Genomic DNA, 16,363 nt, shown 5'->3' on the forward strand with positions numbered 1-16,363 from the left:
ACTCCTGCGTGACAGAAGGGCCAGCACGGGCCGGCCCTTCGGGGGGCGGCGGCGCTTAGACTGCGCCGAGGCGCTCGCCGTGGACGATCACCTGGAGCTTGCCCGCCTCCGCGACGGCAGCGCCTTTGATGGTGATAACCAGGTTGGCGTCCTTGGGCAGCGCGAACAGCGCCTTGCTGGAACTGGTGCGCAGGCGCGCAGCGGCCGACAGCAGCAGGCCAGCGCCGAAATACGCGGCGTCCTGCGGATAGGTCGCGTCGTCCACGCCGTCGGCGTAGGCAAAGCCCACGTCAGCGGTCACGCCGGCACCGAAGTGGTCGGAAATCACCAGTTGCAGGTCTTCGGCGACGAAGCCGGCGGGCAACGGGAACTCGAACGCCACGACATCTCCAACCGCCAGCGCGGCGGCGGCATTGCTGTTGAGCAGAACGCCGGCCGCGTTGGTCGCGAGCTGGTAACGCAGGGTGGTCAGGTTGCCATACGGCGTGACACCGCCGAACTGGCCGCCGAGCGGGATGGTCTTGTACTGGGCCATAACGGGCCTCCTTTCAATCTGGACGAAGGAAAGGGCCGGGATCACCGACCCTTGTCGCTTACTTGCGGGGGCCGATGATCTTGACCGCGGTGTCGATCGCCATCACGCCGTGGTCGGTGTACTCCAAGCCGTTGGTCGCCTCGACGGCGAAACGAATCTTGGAGCAGCCGAGGATCGCGCCGATCAGCAGTTCCAGCTTGTCGCCGTGGTCCATGTCCTTCTCGGACCAGAAGAACGGCATGCCGGAGTGCTCGGAAGCCGCCCAGGCTTGCGCCAGAGCCTGGCCGCCCAGCAGCAGGGCGCGGTCCACCGCGTACTGATTGCCGAAGCTATCCGGCACCACGGCGCTCGACTCAGCTTCCGAGTTGTATGCGGCGCAATACTTGATGGTGTCGCCCGCGTAGAAGCGGATCGGCTTCGGCATCTTGATGATGAGGGTGTTGGACCACAGGCCCGCATCGACGCGGAAGATCGGGTGCTGCTTGGCGTTCGACGCGCGCGCCAGTGCAGCAGCCTGCCAACTACGGAACTTCTCCTGCTTGGCGAAGCTGTTGTACTGGGCTGGCGAGCACAACAGGACGCGGATCGGCGAATCCTCGGCGGCCTCGTCGCCCTCGAACTTCACGGGCGGCGGCGGCAGCTCGATCTGGTCCATGTAGGTGGCGATGGAGTCGACCACATCCACGTCCAGCACGTCGGCGGTGGTGATGTTGTACTCCCCCGCATTCGGCGCAACGCCAGTGATGGCATCGGCGCTGGCCACGAAGTGACGGTTCTTGGTCGGCGCCTTGACGCGGTTGACCAGCATGTCAGCCAGCTTCGGATGCGTCTCCAGTGGGAGGCACCACTCCTTGTTGTAGTGGTTACCACGGGCGCCGGCCAGGTGAACCAGCATGGACTGGTCCAGGTAGGCGTCCATGAACCACTTCGCCTTCGGACGGCCGAGGCGGCGCAGGTCGTAGGGGTTGCGAATCTGCGACATCACATCGCCCAGGTCCACCGGGAAGCGGGCTTGGTTGACGCGCAGTTGGTCGCTGCCGATCTTCAGGCCAGTGCCCTTGCCCTCGGCGTACTCGCTACCCATGATCGGGAAGGCGTTCGCCGGCTGCACGAAGTGGAAACGCACCTCGTCGCCCTTGTTGCGGCCCAGGTCCTGGGCCTGGACGATGGGAAGCTCCAGGCTCGACTGGCCCTTGGTCTTCTTCTCGGCGTCGCTGGTGCCGCTCGGCATCTTGCCGGTCAGACGGTTCAGGGTCGAGTTGCGGCCCTGGCAGAGCGCGAACAAGCCGGCGGCCTGTTGGATCATCGCGTTCGGATCACCGTAACGCATGGTGGTTTTGCTTGCGGTCATGGGGTAGCTCCCTTACATGTTCCGGTTCAGGAATGCCTCGACCTGATCGGGGCTCATGCCGCGCAGGGCGTCCGACATGGATGCCGGATCCATTGCGGCGATGGCCTCGAATCGGTTGCCAGCCGGAGGCTTGCCGCCCGGGATATCCGAGAGACTGGCCGGCGGTTCGGTCTTGGCTTTGTTGATGGCAGCCTGGGCCGCAGCCTTCGCGTCTTGCGCGTTCGGCTGCTGCTGCGACTGCTGAGCGTTTCCGGTGGCGGACTTGAACGAACCGAACAGTTCGATGACATCGGCCGCGGTGCCGGCTTCCAGCACCTTGGCGATGCTCGCGCGCTCATAGGACGGACGGGACGCCACCCAGTCCCCGAACTCCTTGCTCTCCGCAATGGAGTCGGCGTCCGGGTGGGCCTCGTAGATCGCATTCAGGTGGGCGCTCGCGGCGCTCTCGGCTTCCTTCTTCTGGATCGGTGCCAGCTTCTGGTCCACGAGTGCGCTCACGCGCGCTTCCACTTTCGCGTCGATCAGCTTCTGGATGCCTGCGGCCAGCGCTTCCTCGCTGAAGTCTCCGAAGATCGCCGGGTCAACCCCCTGATCCATGGCAGCCTGAGCCGCCGCCAGTTGGTTGTCCTGCGACGTCGGGGCCTCGCCTGCCGTGGCACGCGCTGCTGCCTCATCCCGCAGGCGTTGTAGCTCTGCCTGCGCGGCCTGGGCCTGGGCTTTCCAGTGCTGTTCTCCCTGTCTCGCTTCCACCAGCTTCTCGTAGCCGATGGTGTGCTTGCCGTCCTTGGCCAGGATCACGGCGTTCTCGGCGTTTAGCTCTTTGGCGTCGGGCGTCTTGCCCTGTTGGTCGCCACCAGCCGAAGCGCCGGCGTCACCCGCGCCCTGCTGCGCGTCGGTGTTCTGTTCGGTGTTGTCTGCCTGATCGGCGGCATCGGCGCTGGCCTCGCCAGCATCGCCGGCACCCGCGTCGGCTGCGACGTTGGGCTCGTCGCTGTCCAGCATGAAATTGCTGGTATCGCCCATTGCCAGTTCAATCATCCTGGCAGCCTGTTCGGGTGTCGGCCGTCCACCGTCTATCTCTTGGAAAAGCTCGTCTTTTTTCATGCCTATCCCGCCACATATCGCCGTGGCCGCAAGGGTCATCAGCAATGCGGATTACTCCGCGTCTCGCCGGCGTTCGGAGACGCCTTGGCTTGGGCGGCAGTGTCGGAGACAGGTGCAGGAAGAACGAAACCCTACAGGGGGTGGCCCGGTAGGGTTTCAGGTTGGCGAGTTGTAGCGGAGGTGTGTCAGGGCTGCGGCAGGTTGTCAGCCGTACTCGGCGTCTCTATTCCGCGCTGGCCGGTCGGGGCTTCGGCCGGCACCGGCGGATATGTCGGGCTGGTGTTCCTGCGTACCGGAGCCTCCTCGGCCTCAGCTTCTGCTGCTGCCGGCCCCTGCCCTTGGATGTAGGGCGACTTGATGTTCATTGCCGCCGTCTGGTCGGCTACGGGGTAATTCGGGTCGTCACCAGCAGGGTTCGGGCGCTGGTATCCAGCGCTCTGCATCACGGCGTCGGCGATCGGCGCGATCATCGGCATCTGCGCAATCTGGGCGCCGGCCTGCATGGCACTGAATGCGGCCTGCACCCCGATCTGCACTGCCTTGGCGTTCAGCCCACTGATTTCGCTATCCGCCTTGCGCTCCTTGATCTCCAGTTCGCGCAGCTTGATGTCGTTTCCGGCCTTGGCCAGGGCGTCCTGCACGGCCTGGTCGATCTGCTGCTGGATCTGCTCCGGGGTCTGCTGTTGATCAACGGCTCGGATGGCCTCCACCACGTCGCGCTTGAACGGCACGTCCATGAGGCTGACCAGGAACGGCAGGACAGCGGCCTGGTACTGCGGCGGCATGCTCTTGACGGCCTCGGACATCGCGTTGAGCTGCTGGCCGCGGTAGCTGTTGGTGCTGGGAACGTCCTCGAGGGCGACCTTGATCCGAGTGCGCAGCAGATCATTGGACAGGTAGGCGGCGCCGGTCTGCGGATCGCGCTGCGGCTCGTTGAGCACCACGACACGATCGGCGGTCACGGCATCGCCTTCGATAACAACCTCAGTGCGCTCCTGGCCGATGTCCTCGACGATCATTGCCAGCAGCAGTTCGCCCACCAGGGTCCGGCCGGCGCGGAAGTTGTCCATGATCCGGCCAATTGACTGGTTGCTCTGCTCGATCTGCTGCTGTTCCTGGATGCCGCTAGTGGCCGTGCCTTTGCGCCCTTGGAAACCGGCCGTGATGTTGCTTACGCGCTCGATGGTGGCGCGGTTGTCCTGGAGCATCTGGAAATGCTGGTCGGTCAGGGTGTAGTCGCGCTTTACCTCGAAGCGAGCGCCCCTGTTGCTTGCGAAGTGCTCAGCGTTCAGCACGATGTCGGCATCCGGACGTGCGATCTGCCGGCGTAGTTGGGCGTCGGTCATGTCCACCGCGCCCTTGGTACGCTCCACTCGAGTGACGCTCATGCCCCAGCGGAGCTTGGACATACCGCTATTCAGGCTGTCCTGGGCGTACTTCATGCCGCGCACGTACCCGTATGGAATTCCGGTGGCATCCTCGCGGAAACCGAAGAACGGGACGTAGGGGAAGTGGCGATGTGTGTATGGGCTTGGCCCATCGTGCAGGCAGTGCGGCCCGAGCCAGTAGGAGCGGCGCACGCGGGATACCGTCACCTTCTTCGGTGAAATGCGGCCGGACGCCAGCGCGATGTTGTGCGCCAGGTTGTTCGGGTCGTACTCGACGACTCGGCCATCGGGCGATTTCAGGACGTGGACCTGCACCCAGCGGCGATACCAGAGTTCCACCAGGCAGATTTCCTTGCTGCTTGGGTTGTACCAGCGGTCCTCCTGCACGGTCCAGGCCCGCGCCTCGTTCCATGCGTTGTGTAGACCGGTGGATGTGCCGCCTTCCATCATTCCGAGATCGGGCTGGCCCCACCAGGTGCTGCCGTACTTACCTACCATGCGGATCAGCTCGGCATGCTCCGGGAACACCAGGGCAATGCGATCAGGTGACAGCCAGCGCTGCCGGCGCAGGAAGCGGCAGGCCTCCCAGTCGTCGCCGCACTTCATGTCCCAGTGAATTTCGTCGCGGCGGATAGGCCGGCAGCGGTACGGGAACTTGAACGGGTCCGACTCGCGGCTGACCTCTACCCAGCCGATACCGCACGCGATCTGCGGCCGGAACGCTTCGGAGCATGCGCGGTCGGCACCAGACTGGCGCTCTGCCGTGTTCAGCCGGTAGTTCAGGGCGTCGGCCACGTCCTGGCCACCCACGTCACCGTTCGGCGTCACGCGCCAGTCGGTGCGAGTGACGGCCTCGTAGCCTTGCAGGGACAGCAGGGCCGGGCCAATCAGGTCTTCTACCGCGGGCGGGATGCCCAGTGCCTGCTGGCGACGCAGCAGGTCGGTGTCGAGCTGGTTCCCGTCCGCGTAATCCATTTCCTTGTCGGCGACGGCGCGCCACGCGGGCTGGTCCTCGATTTCGTAGTTGATGTCGGCGTACTCGTCCACGGTCAGCGGCGTGTCGCCGGCCGGTGGCAGGCCATTCATGTACTGGCGGTCATTCTCAGTGATCTGCATGTCGTGTCCTCACAGTCGCCAGTCAGGCGCTTCCGCTTCCTCGTAGGCGCGTTCCATTTCGTTGGGCATGATTTCCACGGCCTGGCCGACGTAGCGGAACATGTCGGAGCCGTGGCTGTATTCGTCGTGCAGGGGCGCCATGGCCTCTCCGGTCTGCTGGTGTAGGGCGCGGCGGTAGCGCTTCAGGCACTCCACCAGGCGCCCGGTCTTGTCCTTGTCGAAGTAGCATCGCGGGAACAGCATGCGGACGGCCTTGATGCCTTCCTCTACGCTGGTGGCGGCCAGGACGTGGACCTTGCGGCCCATCGCCTGTAGCTGTTCCTCGGTGCTCTTGCCGGTCTGGTAGTTGCGGGTACGACCGTCGTGCGGCAGGTAGTCGATGCCCCAGCGATACGGGCGTTTCTCGATCTGAGCCACGTACCAATCCAGCGTGCGATGGCTGTCCTCGATGTAGTCGATGATTCGCACGTCCATCGGCCCGCGCTGGACAAAGCCGATGGTCATGGCGTCGTTCCAGCCCAAGTCCCATACCGTGTGGACGGGTAGCAGAGGGTCGTATGGCACCGGGCGAACGCGCCCGCTTTCCATCAGGTCCAGGATTTCATGGCGGTAGATGGCACCCTCGGCCACGGTGCGCGGCTTGCCTTCCCAGATGTGCTCGTAGTCCTCCTGCGACATGGAGCGCTTGGCGCGCAGGCGCTCCTGGTTGAGGACATCAGGGAACCACGGGTTGTCGCGCCAGTTGATTTCGCAGAGCCACACGTCGTCATCCGGCGCGGCGCAGAACCGCACGTAGGTGTCGTCGGTGTCCATCGCCGGGTTGAGCGTCAGCCATATCTCCGATCCATCCTTGCGGATGGTCGGGATCAGCACGTCCCAGGACTTCTTGCACACGCCCTGGGCTTCTTCCACCCATACGATGTCTACGCCCTCAAAGGACTTGATGGAATCGACGGTGTGCCCTTGCAGGCCGGAGAACAGGAACAGCGTGCCATTGCGGCCACGAATCTCGGTGTCCAGCACCTCGTAGAACTCGGTCAGGCCGAGCTTGACGATGTAGTCGCGCAGCAGCCGGTGAACCGAGTCGCGCATAGACTTCTGGATTTCCCGCGCGCAGAGGATGCGCAGGGGGTTGCGCGCGCCCATGTCGAGCAGCACCTGGGCTACGCCATGGGACTTACCGCCGCCGCGCCCACCACGCATCACCTTGTACCGGCGCGCCTCGTACAGTGGCGCCAGTTTGAAGGGGAGCGTGATGTTCAGGTTGAGGGGCGCGGCGACGAAGGTGGTCACTCGTCGTCACCTCGTGGTTTTGGCTGCACGAAAGTGACTGTGCTCTTGACCTCTATGGCGCCACCATTTGCGCCAGTGTGTTCGTTGGTGATGCGGTCGCCATACTTCTTGGGCGCCATCTTCGATGCCAGCCACTTCCGAGCATCTACGCGCAGCTTCGACCTGGAGATATGGTCGTAGTCGACATGCGTGCGACCTTCATCGTCCGTGTATGTGTCGTTCGAGCCGTCGTCGGCGATCTGCAGGATCTCCTCAGCGAGTGTGTCGGCCTGTGCCTCGCGCGCACGCGCGTACTGCTCTCGCAAATCTGCATGCTGCTCGTCGGCCAGCCACCGGAGGAACGTGGACATCGCCGGCATGCCCGGCAACTGGCATACCTTCCGCAGGCTCATGCCCTCCGCAAGCGCGGTACAGACAGCTAGGCCGACAGTGGGCGTATACCTGCTCGGGCGACCCGGGGGCCGTTTCGCTGCGGTCTTGACTGGGGGACGTGCGGAAGCCCCAGTAGCGCGCTTCTTCGCTACCGGGGCCTTCTTCGGTTCGGTGTTGGGCTTCTGGGTCATGACCCGGAATTGTCCGGGCCAGAGGGGAAGGGTCGAACCTTACAGGGGGATCATGCAGGTTGGCGAAAACCCTAATCGTTCTGATAATTGTGACAAGCATCTCGTTTTTGCTACGGTCCCCAACTGCTTATGCGAAGTAGATGGACGTTGGAATGGATGAGATGCTGAGGCGTCGATTGCGGGCAGAACTGCTAGAGGTAGGCTTCCTCAATCAGTGCTGCCTGGACTTAATGGAAGCCATGGAGTCGGAGTTTCACCTCACTCAGGATCAGCACGAGTGCATCGAGCAACTGAGCCGATTCCTGCAGGAAGGAATCGGCAGGCTGACGGCTCTATCTGAGCGAGTAGCCGCTGGTGATATCGTCGCCCTATGCTGAGCCTATTGCACAGCCGGAGCATCATTCATAGCTAAGGTGAGTTGCCCGCCATCGGCCCTGTCTGCGCGTAATGCTGCCACTTCCCTTTCCAGCTTCCGTATCTTGATCGCCAGTTCCGCGGCCAGTATCTGGTTCGAATGCCCGATATCGATCGCTGCGAACTGCTGAGCCGCACCCGCCAGCAATTCGCCGAGCATCCGTTTCTCCGCTGGGGTAAGCGTGATTACGTGATCATCGCTGATCTCGACCTTCGCCCAGCCACCTGGTATCTGCGTGATAGTGATCGGCCTGGGCGGATCGAACTGCGGAGCCGGTACGAACACACCACGCTCGACGCGCAGCACCAGCAGGTCGTCCACCAGGACGGAAAGGCGATCATCGACAACGCCGGGCTTCAACCCCGTCAGTTCGACCAGGGTCTGGCGAGTGACGATCTGCTGCTGGCTGTGCAGTTCCCGAACTGCGTCGAGTACAACCTGGGTCGATGACTTCTTCATCTGCTCTCCCCTTCAGCGATGAGCCCGTGTTGACGCAGAATGCGCCACTGCTCCTGCAGCCACTCCTTGAACTGAGGGTCAGCCATGCCCTACTCCCCTCCCCATCTTGCGCTTCAATTCCCGAGACAGCGCTCGATACTTGGCCTTGATCTCCTTCAGTTCGTCGATAGGAAACCGCCGCGGCTCGTGCGGCCCCTCCAGCCATTCGACTTTCTCGGCGCCGATGCGCTGGACCAAGCGTATGCGGTACTCCACCGCGTTGCCGGACATGTCCCTGTTGCAGCGCACGCACTGCCGATGCACGTTCAGCGGCTCGAAGCGCAGAGCCTGACAAGCACCGACGGAGCGGTAATGCCCTGCATCCCAGCGACTGCCGGTGATCAGCCCTGTGTCACAGGCCGTGGAATCACAACTGATACATGGCTTGTCGGCGTCGCGCAGGCGAATCCACTCGTTGAAAGCGGCCTGCGCCTCACGCATATGGTCCGAACGGGTCTTGAAGCGTTCCTTGGCCGCACGGATCTCGCGGCGCTCTATCTTCGCCAGAGACTTCCGCTCTCTCTCGCGCTTGGCAGCCGCCAACGCCAATCCGCACTTCGGACTGCACACTGACTGTAGCGAACGCTCTGGAGTGAATACCTCCCGGCACGCCTTGCACGTCTTCTTGCGAGGCTTCTTCGCGGCGACCAGCATCACACCACCTCCGCAGCAGGGTCGACGAATCCCCAGTAGTCGTCGCGGCTCCGGGTCATACCACCTCCTCGGGCATCATGTTGATCATGTCGCCGATCTGCTCTTCGCTCATGCCTGTCCAGTAGTGCTCGATCAGGTGCTGGCAGATGCCCCTCCAGAACTCCAGGAACCTCTCCTCGGGCATTTCGTCGAACGCCAACGACTCCGGCACGAGGCGCGACACGCGCCCCAGCCCGCCCAGGTCGAAATACTCCGAGCTACAGCAAACCCCTGCGTCTCCCTGTAGCTTCTTGATCACCGAGTGCGCATCCATCCCCTGGAACCCATCCACATTGCGCGCGACTAACTGGCCCATGCGGTGGACCAGGCGGTGCTTGCGAACGTCCCGCGGCTGCTTCAGCTCCGCGCGCACTTTTGCGCCAGCCTTATACCCGCGCTCCTTCAGCAGGAACTTGTCGATGCCGCTGTCGGCGACCAGGGCCAGGCGAACCTCGCCGGTGTCCGGGTCGACCATGCGCTTGAACTCCAGGTAGATCGGCCGCCCGGCGCGCTTCCTCTTCGCCGCCGCGCTCTTGGCCGGCGCCTGGGTTGATAGTGCTTCAGCCATGTTGAACCTCCTGGCTCTGTAGCTGATCGATGGTTTGAAGAACCGCGGCGCGCCGACGGTCCATGTCTTCGCGCTCGTGGCGCAGGTGGCGATCACGCAGTCGGACCTTCGCCTTTTCCCTGCGGACCAAGCGCTTCTTGATGTCTTCAAGCCGCCGGCGAAAGTCGTCTGGCACATCCCCCCCACCAGCAGCCTCCCTCGCAAGGGCTTCGCGGGTCAGTGGGTCATTCGTCAGTGCCAGCAGCCGGTCGGAGGGTCCAGTCAGCAGCCCGGCGATTGCGCTGCCGGCCGGCGAAACCGGCTCGAGTACGTGCTGTTCGAGCAGCAACTGCGCTGCCGGCGCCGGCAGACGCCCCAGGCGTTCCGCTTCCTCGATCGCAGCAGCTCGGCGGCCCGCATCGCTGCCCAACGACAGCGACCACCTGACGGGCAGCGCCTGCTGCCTGGCACGAGTGAGCAGGCGCTCGTAGGCGGCAATGAACGCCATGCGCGCGCCCACCCGGTCACCACGCCCCTTCATGAGCGGTGCGGCTACCACAGCCGCCTGCTGGATTTCCGGCGTCATAAGCACCGTTTCAGCCTCGTCGAAGCTCTGTAGGGCGATCGCCCAGGCCTCGTTCGGCTCGGGCCGACCGTCGGCGGACTCGACATGCCGGAGTACAGCGGCAACCGTGAATCGTCCGCCCTCCCGGCGAACGGCCTGCAATGCGGCGGTCAGCACTGGCTCTTCGTAGGCAGCCAGGTCTTGAACCATGAGTTGGGCAGCGGCCGGCGTGAGTTGCTGACCCATTGCCTCGGCGGTGCCGAAAAGGGAAAGCAGCAGTTCGTCTTGTTGCTCAGGCGTCAGCATGGGCAGCCCTCCTCGCTCTCTGCTCAGCCAGGGCCTGCTCAGCGGCGGACAAGTTCGATGCGGTGTTCTCCTGCTGGCGTGCCTGCGTTCCGGTGGTCGGGCGGTTGGTCAACCACATCGTGTGGTAGCCCTCAGCGTTCGCCAGCAACAGGCCGAGGGGATGGTGCTGAGCAATCAGTCGAGCATCGTGGATGCACTTGACGTAGAACGCGGCCACCTTTGGCGCGTCGGCCTGGCCCACACGATCGATCAGCTTCGAAAGCTTGCCGGCAACCGATGCGTTCCAAACCGGCCAAGCGGTGTATCGAGTGCGATAGGCCATGGCGTAGTTGGCCCATGTGCGGTACGCCTTGCAGTTCGGGTCTTTCGGGCCTGGCATGTCGGCCGGTATCTGGCAGCGCGGCCCGGGCTCTTGCTCGGCGCCGACGAATTCCCCGCCCGGGGCCGGCGCAGCCTCCCCGGCAATATCCTGATTGGTACCCTGATTACTGGTTACCTGATTACTGGTTACCTGATTTGTCGGAGATTTTTCCGACCCTGAACGGATTTTTTTCCGACCTACCCCGGATTTTTTTCCGATCTTGGTCGGAGATTTTTCCGACCTGCCTGCATCGGATTTTTCTCCGACCTCGGAAGAATTTCCGACCTCGGATTTTTCTCCGACCTGGGTCGGATATTTTTCCGACCCGTCCAGTTTCCGATTCCACTCCTGCCCCTTCGCAGTGAGCCGCACGAGTGTGATGGTTGCTGTGCTCGACAGATCGATCACACCGGCCGCAGCGATCTGCTTCAGCAAGCGGTACGCCGTGTCCGGCTTGTCCGTCAGCAGCGGCAACTCCTCGAGGATCTTCGCTTTGCTCAGGGCGTAGAAATCACCTGCGGGCGTCTGAACCAGGCGCGCCCAACTCGGGCACTCGTAGACGAAGGCGAACAGCAGCGCCTGCTGCGAGTTCAGCCCCCACTCGAGCGCTTTCGCTTGATTGATCGTCACGGTGAACTGCATGTCAGCCCTGTTCTCGGTTCCCATAGGCCCTGGTTCTCCTGCGCCAAGCGCTGGCTGACGCATCTACTTGCAGCAGTCACTCCTGCTACGAACCAGTCCATGTCAAGAAACGAAGCGCACCTTCTGGGCCGGAAAGGTGCGCACCTCCTCGGCAGTGAAAGTCCCATCAGCATGCGCGGTGACGTAGATGTCACGACCAACACGCAAAGCCTTGCTGAGTGCCCCTTGAGTGATGCCGAGTAGCGCCGCAGCCCTGGACTGCCCGTGCTCGGAGGCAAATGTCTTGATGTGTACTCGGTTCATGACCGCTCTCCAAAGTGTTCCTCACACCAGAATATTACCTGTGGCATTTAAACATTTCAATGCTATAGGCATTTGCTGAAATATTACCTGTGGGAATACGATTCGAAGATGAGCAAAAAACCTCTTCCACCAGACAGAAAAGACGAGTGCCTTCAACTGAAGGCCATCTTCAACAGCAGAAAGCGTGACCTCGGTCTAACGCAGGAGAAGCTCGCCCACCTCCTTGGGATCAACCAAAGCTCCGTTAGCCACTACCTGAATGGCGTGAACCCTTTGAACGCCCAGGCAGCGGCGGCATTCGCAGAAATTCTCCAGGTTCATGTTCGGGAGTTCAGTCCGCGCCTAGCGGACGAAATAACGGATATGGCGAAGACTCTCCGGCCGGCGCCTAAAGCGGAGACAGAGGGCGAACTTACGCCCATGTCCAGTTTCGAGGTGGGGGACCCGCTCGACCCGGATGAGGTTGAAATACCGTACTTCGACGAGATCCAAATCGCCGCGGGGGACGGTCGCTATCCCGACCGTGAGCAGGCCAAGCAAAAAATCAGGTTCGCGAAGGCTGGTCTGCGCGAGTCGGGGGTGGATCCAAAACATTCGGTCTGCGTGAATGTCAGTGGCAACAGCATGGAGCCTCTGATTGCCGATGGCGCCATCATCGGGGTTGACCTATCCGCCCATACGATAATCGATGGCGAGATTTATGCGTTGAAACACGATGACATGCTACGGGTGAAGTTCGTCTACCGATTGCCTGGTGGTGGCATCCGCCTACGCAGCTTTAACCGTGACGAATACCCAGACGAGGAGTACACCAAGGACCAGATGCGCGAGAACAACCTCAGCATCATGGGCTGGGTATTCTGGTGGTCGGTACTCAGGCGTAGGAAGCACTGATACGCGCCTTGCTTAACAAGCCCCGCCCCACGCGGGGCTTTTCGTATCCAGCCTACCAGGCCTCCTCCTCCCTCTCCTGCTTCTCCCACTTAAGAGTGACGGTACCGTCATCGTTAAAGATCAGCTCAAGACCGTCCGTCTCGGCAAGTACTCCCATCACTCCCTCCCATGCTTCATCGGAATCCGTGTCCAGCCGGTGAATTGTCACCATCCTCAGATCCTGAGCCTTCGGTGAATTGATCATCTCTGAAACGCGCAGGCCCAGCCGTTCGGCTGCCGTCAGCGGTTTCACCACCTGCTGCTTCTTCTGTTGCTTAGCCATAAGCACCTCCCGTTAGCTGTATATAAATACAGTATACCCGCCACCTCACCCATTCAACCTGTGCCTGATGAGCGTTGGAAAATTTTATTACCATCAGCATTGACATTACTTAAATGCCACTGGTAATTTTTATCTCATCGACACAGAACATCGTGACGACAACAAGCCGGAGACTCGCCGGATAGCCAGGTAGGTGGCGAAAAACCTCCCCCAGCCCCGTGGAGTAGGCCTTTGAAACTGCCTACCAACAGACAGGGACCGACTGGAGCCAAGCAGAAATGCGCCCATCCGCAGGTGGCGCGATCAGTAACAGCGGACCGCAACATCGATTTCCTAGATGCCCCTCGCCAGTACGGGAGGGGCATACGGGAAACCACAACGAGAGGAAACACCGATGTTCAAGAAAGGCCAGTCCGTGATCCTGACCAACCCGCGTGGCGTCGCGAAGGAAGGCAAGTTCCTGCGCACCATCAACAAGGGCACCGGCCGCGGTGGCGGTGAGTACCTGGTCGTCGAAGTGAACGGCAAAGAACTGCAGGCCCGCGCCTGCAAGGTGAAAGCCGCATAAGGAGCATGCCCCGGTTCGCCGGGGCTTTACCGCCCTGGAGGGCAAGACGATGGCAACTGAACAGATTCTGGACATTGACCGCAACCCGCTGGAAGTCGGCGCCATGTACTGCTGCGTCAACCTGATGCTGGCCGCTGACGGCCGGGAAATCTGCCGCGACTACGGCGCGCTTGTTCGCTACGTCGGCGTCACTTCTGGCGAGTACAAGCGCCACGTCTTCGCCGATGCGGACACCTGGGAAGAAACCCGCGTGTACGCCGACCAACTGCTAAAGCAGCAGGCGCCGGCAATCGATCCAGCAACCCAAGGCTGGGCCGACCTATAACCCGCCGCCCTGCCGGTAGCAGGGCATCACCAGCCCCACCGAACTCTATCCGGAGACACCCGATGAAGCGAAACGCCAACCCGGCGGCGACCGTTGCTGCCTGGAATTCCGCATACCCCGCCGGAACCGAGGTCGACTACCGATTCCATCGCGGCGCGGCGCCGAAGCGCACCCGGACGACAACCGAAGCCCAGGTGCTCGGCGGACACACTGCTGTCGTCTGGCTCGCCGGAGTGTCCGGTTGCGTTGCCCTTTCCCACTGCGAGCCGGCCTGAGCCCGCACGTCCAGCATCCTGAACGGAGGCACATATGCTGATCCTCACCCGCCGAGTCGGCGAAACCCTGCACATTGGCGACGACATCACCGTGACCGTCGTCGAGAACAGAGGCGGCCAGATCCGCCTCGGAATCGTTGCTCCGGAAGCGATGGCCATTCATCGCGCCGAGATCTACGCCCGGGTTGGCGCAGTCCGGCCCGCCTCACCCAAAGACCTGGTTGAAGAGTGGAATCGCATGCATCCGAATCCGGTGGTCGTTGAGTACCGTCCGCTCCGCGACGGCATCCCCATCCGCACCAGAACGCTCACTCAAGCCAAAGTTTCCGCCTCCGGCATGGCGGTGATCTGGCTAGAAGGCCAGGCCACGCCGGTGCTGGTGCGCAACTGCACTGCTGTTTCCTGAGCCCGTTTCATCCCCCCCTTGCCCGGCTCCGGCCGGGCTTCTTTCGCCGCCCGCATTCGCATGAGCGCTCCCCGCCTCCCCACCGGGCAATCCCGGCGGCGTGAGCGTTCAGCCGAATGCAGGTGAAACACGGAGAGCATCCCGATGTGGACATACCGCGACCGCCGCAACCGCGCGGCATTCAGCAACGCGCAACTCGCTTACGACCGTGCCGTCGACCCGCTCTGGGACCAGCCGTACCCGGAGCCTGACGACGAAGAGCAGGAGGACAACGATGGCCTTCAGCGATGAACGCGCGGTGCTGATGATCGAGGAAGGCATTACGGCGATGCGCCGATCACCGTTCCCACGCCCGGACCAGAAGTTCGTCCATGGCCAAATTGAACTGGCCTATGCGGTCGGCTTCATCGACACCCGTATTTACGACGACATGCGCCACCGGCTCGACGCCGCGTCGGACGCCCGCTGGGCAGAACTCAGGAGTACTCGGGTATGAATCCAATCACCCGCTTTCAAGTCCGGGCCGGCCGAGACGCAGCTAGCCGCTGTGAGTTCGTTCGGGAAACGAAGGCGTACTACGTTCGAGCCGACGGCACGCGCATCGCGAAGCGCGCTGACTGGTACAGGTTCTACGCCACCGAACAGGAAGCGCAGTCTGCAATCGAGCGCGACAACCGCAAGCGGGCGGAACGCGCAGCACAGCGGCGCGTTGAAAGTTACGGCCCCGAATTACTCATCGCACTGGAGCAAGCGTACTGCGCGCTGGTCGGCTATCTGCCGCAGCATCGCAACGCGATCACAACTGCGGCGATCGAGGCGGCCCGAAGCGCAATCGACAAAGCCAAGGGAGGGGCCTCCGCATGAAGCCAAATGCAACTGGAGCCCGCCGGGCGCTCATCGAAATTGCGTCGGCCATCGGCGTGCTGGCCCTGGTGGCTCCGTTCTACGGCTGGCTGATCTACAGGATGCTCCCGACATGAACGCGAAGCGCAAAGCCATCTGGGTGGGCGGCCTGATCGGCGGCCTCCTCTTCCTGCTCATTCTCGCCCTGGGCCCGATCTGGGGCGGACTGATTACCGCGGAACAACCAGCCACGGCGCCGACAGTCGTGAAGCGAGAAGCACAATGACCAAACCGAACCACAATATGGCGCTCTGGGACCAGGTGAAGAACACCCCGCTCAGCGCCACCAAAACCCAGCACTTTGACGGTCGTGACGTCACCACGATCAACGCGCAATACGTATACCAGCGCGCCACCGAGTTGTTCGGGCCGATCGGCAAGGGCTGGGGCTTTGACATTATCACCGACCGCTTCGACCAGGGGGCTCCCATCCTGGGCAAGGATGGCGGGGTCATCTGCCACGAACTGATGCACACCGTGCTCCTCAAGCTCTGGTACGTACATGACGGGGAGCGCTGCTACTCCCAGCAATTCGGGCACACCCCCTTCGTGCGCCGGACCACCTACGGAGTCTCCACCGACTTCGACGCGCCGAAGAAGAGCGTCACCGACGCGATCAAGAAGTGCCTGAGCCTCGCCGGCTTCTGCGCCGATGTGCACCTCGGCATGTTCGACGATGCCACGTACCTCGAAGGCCAGAAGCTCAGGGAACGCCTGGAGGGCGCTGGCGAAACAGGCGCCGAGGCCGTGCTGGACGAGGCCAAGGGGGAGTTCGCCAGTTGGCTGCACAGCCAAATCAGCGCCCTGGAAGTCTGCCCCAACGAGCGCGCTCTGGAAATGATGCGCAAGCAGATCGCGCAAACAGCTCGTGCCAAAGCCGAGGTCGTGAAGATCAAGCCGGCGGCCATTGAGGCTCGCATCAACGAAGCCGCCGACGCCCGCCTGGCCGTCCTGAAACCCATCAACACCCCAGCCACTGAGGTATAGCGC

23 protein-coding genes and 1 pseudogene are annotated in these 16,363 nt (G+C 62.6%); 11 read left to right on the forward strand and 13 right to left on the reverse strand.

Annotated features, from left to right (window positions below):
- Positions 1 to 55: 55 nt before the first annotated feature.
- From HMPREF1224_RS20155 to HMPREF1224_RS0112095, 6 genes are all read right to left on the reverse strand, one after another.
- Complete coding sequence (locus tag HMPREF1224_RS20155; RefSeq protein WP_010793302.1) at positions 56 to 535, reverse strand: hypothetical protein; 480 nt, start codon at positions 533 to 535, stop codon at positions 56 to 58.
- Between the two features lie 58 nt (positions 536 to 593).
- On the reverse strand, positions 594 to 1,886 hold the full coding sequence (locus tag HMPREF1224_RS20160) for a phage capsid family protein (protein WP_010793303.1): 1,293 nt from the start codon (positions 1,884 to 1,886) through the stop codon (positions 594 to 596).
- Positions 1,887 to 1,898: 12 nt separating this feature from the next.
- Positions 1,899 to 3,029 carry a hypothetical protein gene (locus HMPREF1224_RS20165; RefSeq protein WP_071536934.1) on the reverse strand — a complete coding sequence of 377 codons (1,131 nt, stop codon included), beginning with the start codon at positions 3,027 to 3,029 and terminating at the stop codon, positions 1,899 to 1,901.
- 146 nt (positions 3,030 to 3,175) lie between these two features.
- A complete protein-coding gene (locus tag HMPREF1224_RS20170) occupies positions 3,176 to 5,494 on the reverse strand; it encodes a portal protein (RefSeq protein WP_010793305.1) in 2,319 nt (772 codons plus the stop codon).
- Positions 5,495 to 5,503: 9 nt separating this feature from the next.
- Positions 5,504 to 6,787, reverse strand: a complete 1,284-nt coding sequence (locus HMPREF1224_RS20175; protein WP_010793306.1) for a PBSX family phage terminase large subunit — start codon at positions 6,785 to 6,787, stop codon at positions 5,504 to 5,506.
- A complete protein-coding gene (locus tag HMPREF1224_RS0112095) occupies positions 6,784 to 7,350 on the reverse strand; it encodes a terminase small subunit-like protein (protein WP_031628376.1) in 567 nt (188 codons plus the stop codon). The genes HMPREF1224_RS20175 and HMPREF1224_RS0112095 overlap by 4 nt, the downstream gene beginning before the upstream one ends.
- A 152-nt stretch (positions 7,351 to 7,502) precedes the next feature.
- Between HMPREF1224_RS0112095 and HMPREF1224_RS0112100 the strand changes: the two genes are divergently transcribed.
- Positions 7,503 to 7,727: a DUF7364 domain-containing protein gene (locus HMPREF1224_RS0112100; RefSeq protein WP_031628378.1), complete on the forward strand. Its 225-nt coding sequence runs from the start codon at positions 7,503 to 7,505 to the stop codon at positions 7,725 to 7,727.
- 2 nt (positions 7,728 to 7,729) lie between these two features.
- Here the strand turns inward: HMPREF1224_RS0112100 and HMPREF1224_RS20180 are convergent, their stop codons facing one another.
- The 6 genes from HMPREF1224_RS20180 to HMPREF1224_RS20205 all read right to left on the reverse strand — a co-directional run bounded on the left by HMPREF1224_RS20180 (position 7,730) and on the right by HMPREF1224_RS20205 (position 11,680).
- Complete coding sequence (locus HMPREF1224_RS20180) at positions 7,730 to 8,224, reverse strand: hypothetical protein (RefSeq protein ID WP_010793307.1); 495 nt, start codon at positions 8,222 to 8,224, stop codon at positions 7,730 to 7,732.
- A 78-nt stretch (positions 8,225 to 8,302) separates the two neighbouring features.
- Positions 8,303 to 8,917 (reverse strand): recombination protein NinG, encoded by a 615-nt coding sequence (locus tag HMPREF1224_RS20185; protein WP_004354944.1) that lies wholly within the window; start codon positions 8,915 to 8,917, stop codon positions 8,303 to 8,305.
- A 55-nt stretch (positions 8,918 to 8,972) separates the two neighbouring features.
- Positions 8,973 to 9,524, reverse strand: coding sequence for a hypothetical protein (locus HMPREF1224_RS20190; protein ID WP_010793309.1), 552 nt, complete (start codon positions 9,522 to 9,524; stop codon positions 8,973 to 8,975).
- On the reverse strand, positions 9,517 to 10,374 hold the full coding sequence (locus HMPREF1224_RS20195; protein ID WP_010793310.1) for a hypothetical protein: 858 nt from the start codon (positions 10,372 to 10,374) through the stop codon (positions 9,517 to 9,519). Before HMPREF1224_RS20195 ends, HMPREF1224_RS20190 begins: the two co-directional genes overlap by 8 nt.
- Positions 10,361 to 11,377, reverse strand: coding sequence for a hypothetical protein (locus HMPREF1224_RS20200; RefSeq protein ID WP_010793311.1), 1,017 nt, complete (start codon positions 11,375 to 11,377; stop codon positions 10,361 to 10,363). Before HMPREF1224_RS20200 ends, HMPREF1224_RS20195 begins: the two co-directional genes overlap by 14 nt.
- A gap of 102 nt (positions 11,378 to 11,479) precedes the next feature.
- Positions 11,480 to 11,680: a Cro/CI family transcriptional regulator gene (locus HMPREF1224_RS20205; protein WP_010793312.1), complete on the reverse strand. Its 201-nt coding sequence runs from the start codon at positions 11,678 to 11,680 to the stop codon at positions 11,480 to 11,482.
- Between the two features lie 108 nt (positions 11,681 to 11,788).
- Here HMPREF1224_RS20205 and HMPREF1224_RS20210 point away from each other — a divergent pair, with 108 nt between their 5' ends.
- Positions 11,789 to 12,574: a LexA family transcriptional regulator gene (locus HMPREF1224_RS20210; protein ID WP_019486233.1), complete on the forward strand. Its 786-nt coding sequence runs from the start codon at positions 11,789 to 11,791 to the stop codon at positions 12,572 to 12,574.
- Positions 12,575 to 12,626: 52 nt separating this feature from the next.
- Here HMPREF1224_RS20210 and HMPREF1224_RS20215 read toward each other — a convergent pair whose 3' ends face one another.
- Positions 12,627 to 12,896, reverse strand: a complete 270-nt coding sequence (locus HMPREF1224_RS20215; RefSeq protein ID WP_010793314.1) for a DUF1654 domain-containing protein — start codon at positions 12,894 to 12,896, stop codon at positions 12,627 to 12,629.
- Positions 12,897 to 13,290: 394 nt separating this feature from the next.
- On the opposite strand from HMPREF1224_RS20215, the gene HMPREF1224_RS45610 reads away from it, so the two are divergent.
- From HMPREF1224_RS45610 to HMPREF1224_RS20240, 9 genes and pseudogenes are all read left to right on the forward strand, one after another.
- On the forward strand, positions 13,291 to 13,464 hold the full coding sequence (locus tag HMPREF1224_RS45610) for a hypothetical protein (RefSeq protein WP_004349171.1): 174 nt from the start codon (positions 13,291 to 13,293) through the stop codon (positions 13,462 to 13,464).
- Between the two features lie 49 nt (positions 13,465 to 13,513).
- Positions 13,514 to 13,789, forward strand: coding sequence for a hypothetical protein (locus tag HMPREF1224_RS20220; protein WP_010793315.1), 276 nt, complete (start codon positions 13,514 to 13,516; stop codon positions 13,787 to 13,789).
- 62 nt (positions 13,790 to 13,851) lie between these two features.
- Positions 13,852 to 14,064: a hypothetical protein gene (locus tag HMPREF1224_RS44180; RefSeq protein ID WP_010793316.1), complete on the forward strand. Its 213-nt coding sequence runs from the start codon at positions 13,852 to 13,854 to the stop codon at positions 14,062 to 14,064.
- Positions 14,065 to 14,098: 34 nt separating this feature from the next.
- Positions 14,099 to 14,275 (forward strand): annotated as a pseudogene (gene csrA, locus HMPREF1224_RS45900) (carbon storage regulator CsrA); the annotation flags it as partial.
- A gap of 339 nt (positions 14,276 to 14,614) precedes the next feature.
- Positions 14,615 to 14,761: a hypothetical protein gene (locus HMPREF1224_RS45615; RefSeq protein WP_010793318.1), complete on the forward strand. Its 147-nt coding sequence runs from the start codon at positions 14,615 to 14,617 to the stop codon at positions 14,759 to 14,761.
- Positions 14,745 to 14,966 (forward strand): hypothetical protein, encoded by a 222-nt coding sequence (locus HMPREF1224_RS20230; protein ID WP_004354968.1) that lies wholly within the window; start codon positions 14,745 to 14,747, stop codon positions 14,964 to 14,966. The genes HMPREF1224_RS45615 and HMPREF1224_RS20230 overlap by 17 nt, the downstream gene beginning before the upstream one ends.
- On the forward strand, positions 14,963 to 15,334 hold the full coding sequence (locus HMPREF1224_RS20235) for a hypothetical protein (RefSeq protein ID WP_010793319.1): 372 nt from the start codon (positions 14,963 to 14,965) through the stop codon (positions 15,332 to 15,334). Before HMPREF1224_RS20230 ends, HMPREF1224_RS20235 begins: the two co-directional genes overlap by 4 nt.
- A gap of 112 nt (positions 15,335 to 15,446) precedes the next feature.
- Positions 15,447 to 15,599 (forward strand): hypothetical protein, encoded by a 153-nt coding sequence (locus HMPREF1224_RS45620; protein ID WP_010793321.1) that lies wholly within the window; start codon positions 15,447 to 15,449, stop codon positions 15,597 to 15,599.
- Entirely contained in the window at positions 15,596 to 16,360 is a 765-nt protein-coding gene (locus HMPREF1224_RS20240; protein ID WP_010793322.1) for a hypothetical protein, read from the forward strand. Before HMPREF1224_RS45620 ends, HMPREF1224_RS20240 begins: the two co-directional genes overlap by 4 nt.
- Positions 16,361 to 16,363: the final 3 nt, after the last annotated feature.

The sequence above is a fragment of the Pseudomonas sp. P179 genome, assembly GCF_000478485.2.
Taxonomy (GTDB): Bacteria; Pseudomonadota; Gammaproteobacteria; order Pseudomonadales; family Pseudomonadaceae; genus Pseudomonas; species Pseudomonas aeruginosa.

Excerpts from the sequence above, each read along its gene's own strand:
- HMPREF1224_RS20215 (WP_010793314.1), bottom strand. The coding sequence starts at position 12,896 with ATGGCTAAGCAACAGAAGAAGCAGCAGGTGGTGAAACCGCTGACGGCA.
- HMPREF1224_RS20180 (WP_010793307.1), bottom strand. The coding sequence starts at position 8,224 with ATGAAGAAGTCATCGACCCAGGTTGTACTCGACGCAGTTCGGGAACTG.
- HMPREF1224_RS20235 (WP_010793319.1), top strand. The coding sequence starts at position 14,963 with ATGAATCCAATCACCCGCTTTCAAGTCCGGGCCGGCCGAGACGCAGCT.
- HMPREF1224_RS45615 (WP_010793318.1), top strand. The coding sequence starts at position 14,615 with ATGTGGACATACCGCGACCGCCGCAACCGCGCGGCATTCAGCAACGCG.
- HMPREF1224_RS20220 (WP_010793315.1), top strand. The coding sequence starts at position 13,514 with ATGGCAACTGAACAGATTCTGGACATTGACCGCAACCCGCTGGAAGTC.
- HMPREF1224_RS20160 (WP_010793303.1), bottom strand. The coding sequence starts at position 1,886 with ATGACCGCAAGCAAAACCACCATGCGTTACGGTGATCCGAACGCGATG.
- HMPREF1224_RS20185 (WP_004354944.1), bottom strand. The coding sequence starts at position 8,917 with ATGCTGGTCGCCGCGAAGAAGCCTCGCAAGAAGACGTGCAAGGCGTGC.
- HMPREF1224_RS20195 (WP_010793310.1), bottom strand. The coding sequence starts at position 10,374 with ATGCTGACGCCTGAGCAACAAGACGAACTGCTGCTTTCCCTTTTCGGC.
- HMPREF1224_RS20170 (WP_010793305.1), bottom strand. The coding sequence starts at position 5,494 with ATGCAGATCACTGAGAATGACCGCCAGTACATGAATGGCCTGCCACCG.
- HMPREF1224_RS0112095 (WP_031628376.1), bottom strand. The coding sequence starts at position 7,350 with ATGACCCAGAAGCCCAACACCGAACCGAAGAAGGCCCCGGTAGCGAAG.
- HMPREF1224_RS20240 (WP_010793322.1), top strand. The coding sequence starts at position 15,596 with ATGACCAAACCGAACCACAATATGGCGCTCTGGGACCAGGTGAAGAAC.
- HMPREF1224_RS20190 (WP_010793309.1), bottom strand. The coding sequence starts at position 9,524 with ATGGCTGAAGCACTATCAACCCAGGCGCCGGCCAAGAGCGCGGCGGCG.
- HMPREF1224_RS20155 (WP_010793302.1), bottom strand. The coding sequence starts at position 535 with ATGGCCCAGTACAAGACCATCCCGCTCGGCGGCCAGTTCGGCGGTGTC.
- HMPREF1224_RS45610 (WP_004349171.1), top strand. The coding sequence starts at position 13,291 with ATGTTCAAGAAAGGCCAGTCCGTGATCCTGACCAACCCGCGTGGCGTC.
- HMPREF1224_RS0112100 (WP_031628378.1), top strand. The coding sequence starts at position 7,503 with ATGGATGAGATGCTGAGGCGTCGATTGCGGGCAGAACTGCTAGAGGTA.
- HMPREF1224_RS20230 (WP_004354968.1), top strand. The coding sequence starts at position 14,745 with ATGGCCTTCAGCGATGAACGCGCGGTGCTGATGATCGAGGAAGGCATT.
- HMPREF1224_RS44180 (WP_010793316.1), top strand. The coding sequence starts at position 13,852 with ATGAAGCGAAACGCCAACCCGGCGGCGACCGTTGCTGCCTGGAATTCC.
- HMPREF1224_RS20210 (WP_019486233.1), top strand. The coding sequence starts at position 11,789 with ATGAGCAAAAAACCTCTTCCACCAGACAGAAAAGACGAGTGCCTTCAA.
- HMPREF1224_RS20200 (WP_010793311.1), bottom strand. The coding sequence starts at position 11,377 with ATGCAGTTCACCGTGACGATCAATCAAGCGAAAGCGCTCGAGTGGGGG.
- HMPREF1224_RS45620 (WP_010793321.1), top strand. The coding sequence starts at position 15,447 with ATGAACGCGAAGCGCAAAGCCATCTGGGTGGGCGGCCTGATCGGCGGC.
- HMPREF1224_RS20205 (WP_010793312.1), bottom strand. The coding sequence starts at position 11,680 with ATGAACCGAGTACACATCAAGACATTTGCCTCCGAGCACGGGCAGTCC.
- HMPREF1224_RS20165 (WP_071536934.1), bottom strand. The coding sequence starts at position 3,029 with ATGACCCTTGCGGCCACGGCGATATGTGGCGGGATAGGCATGAAAAAA.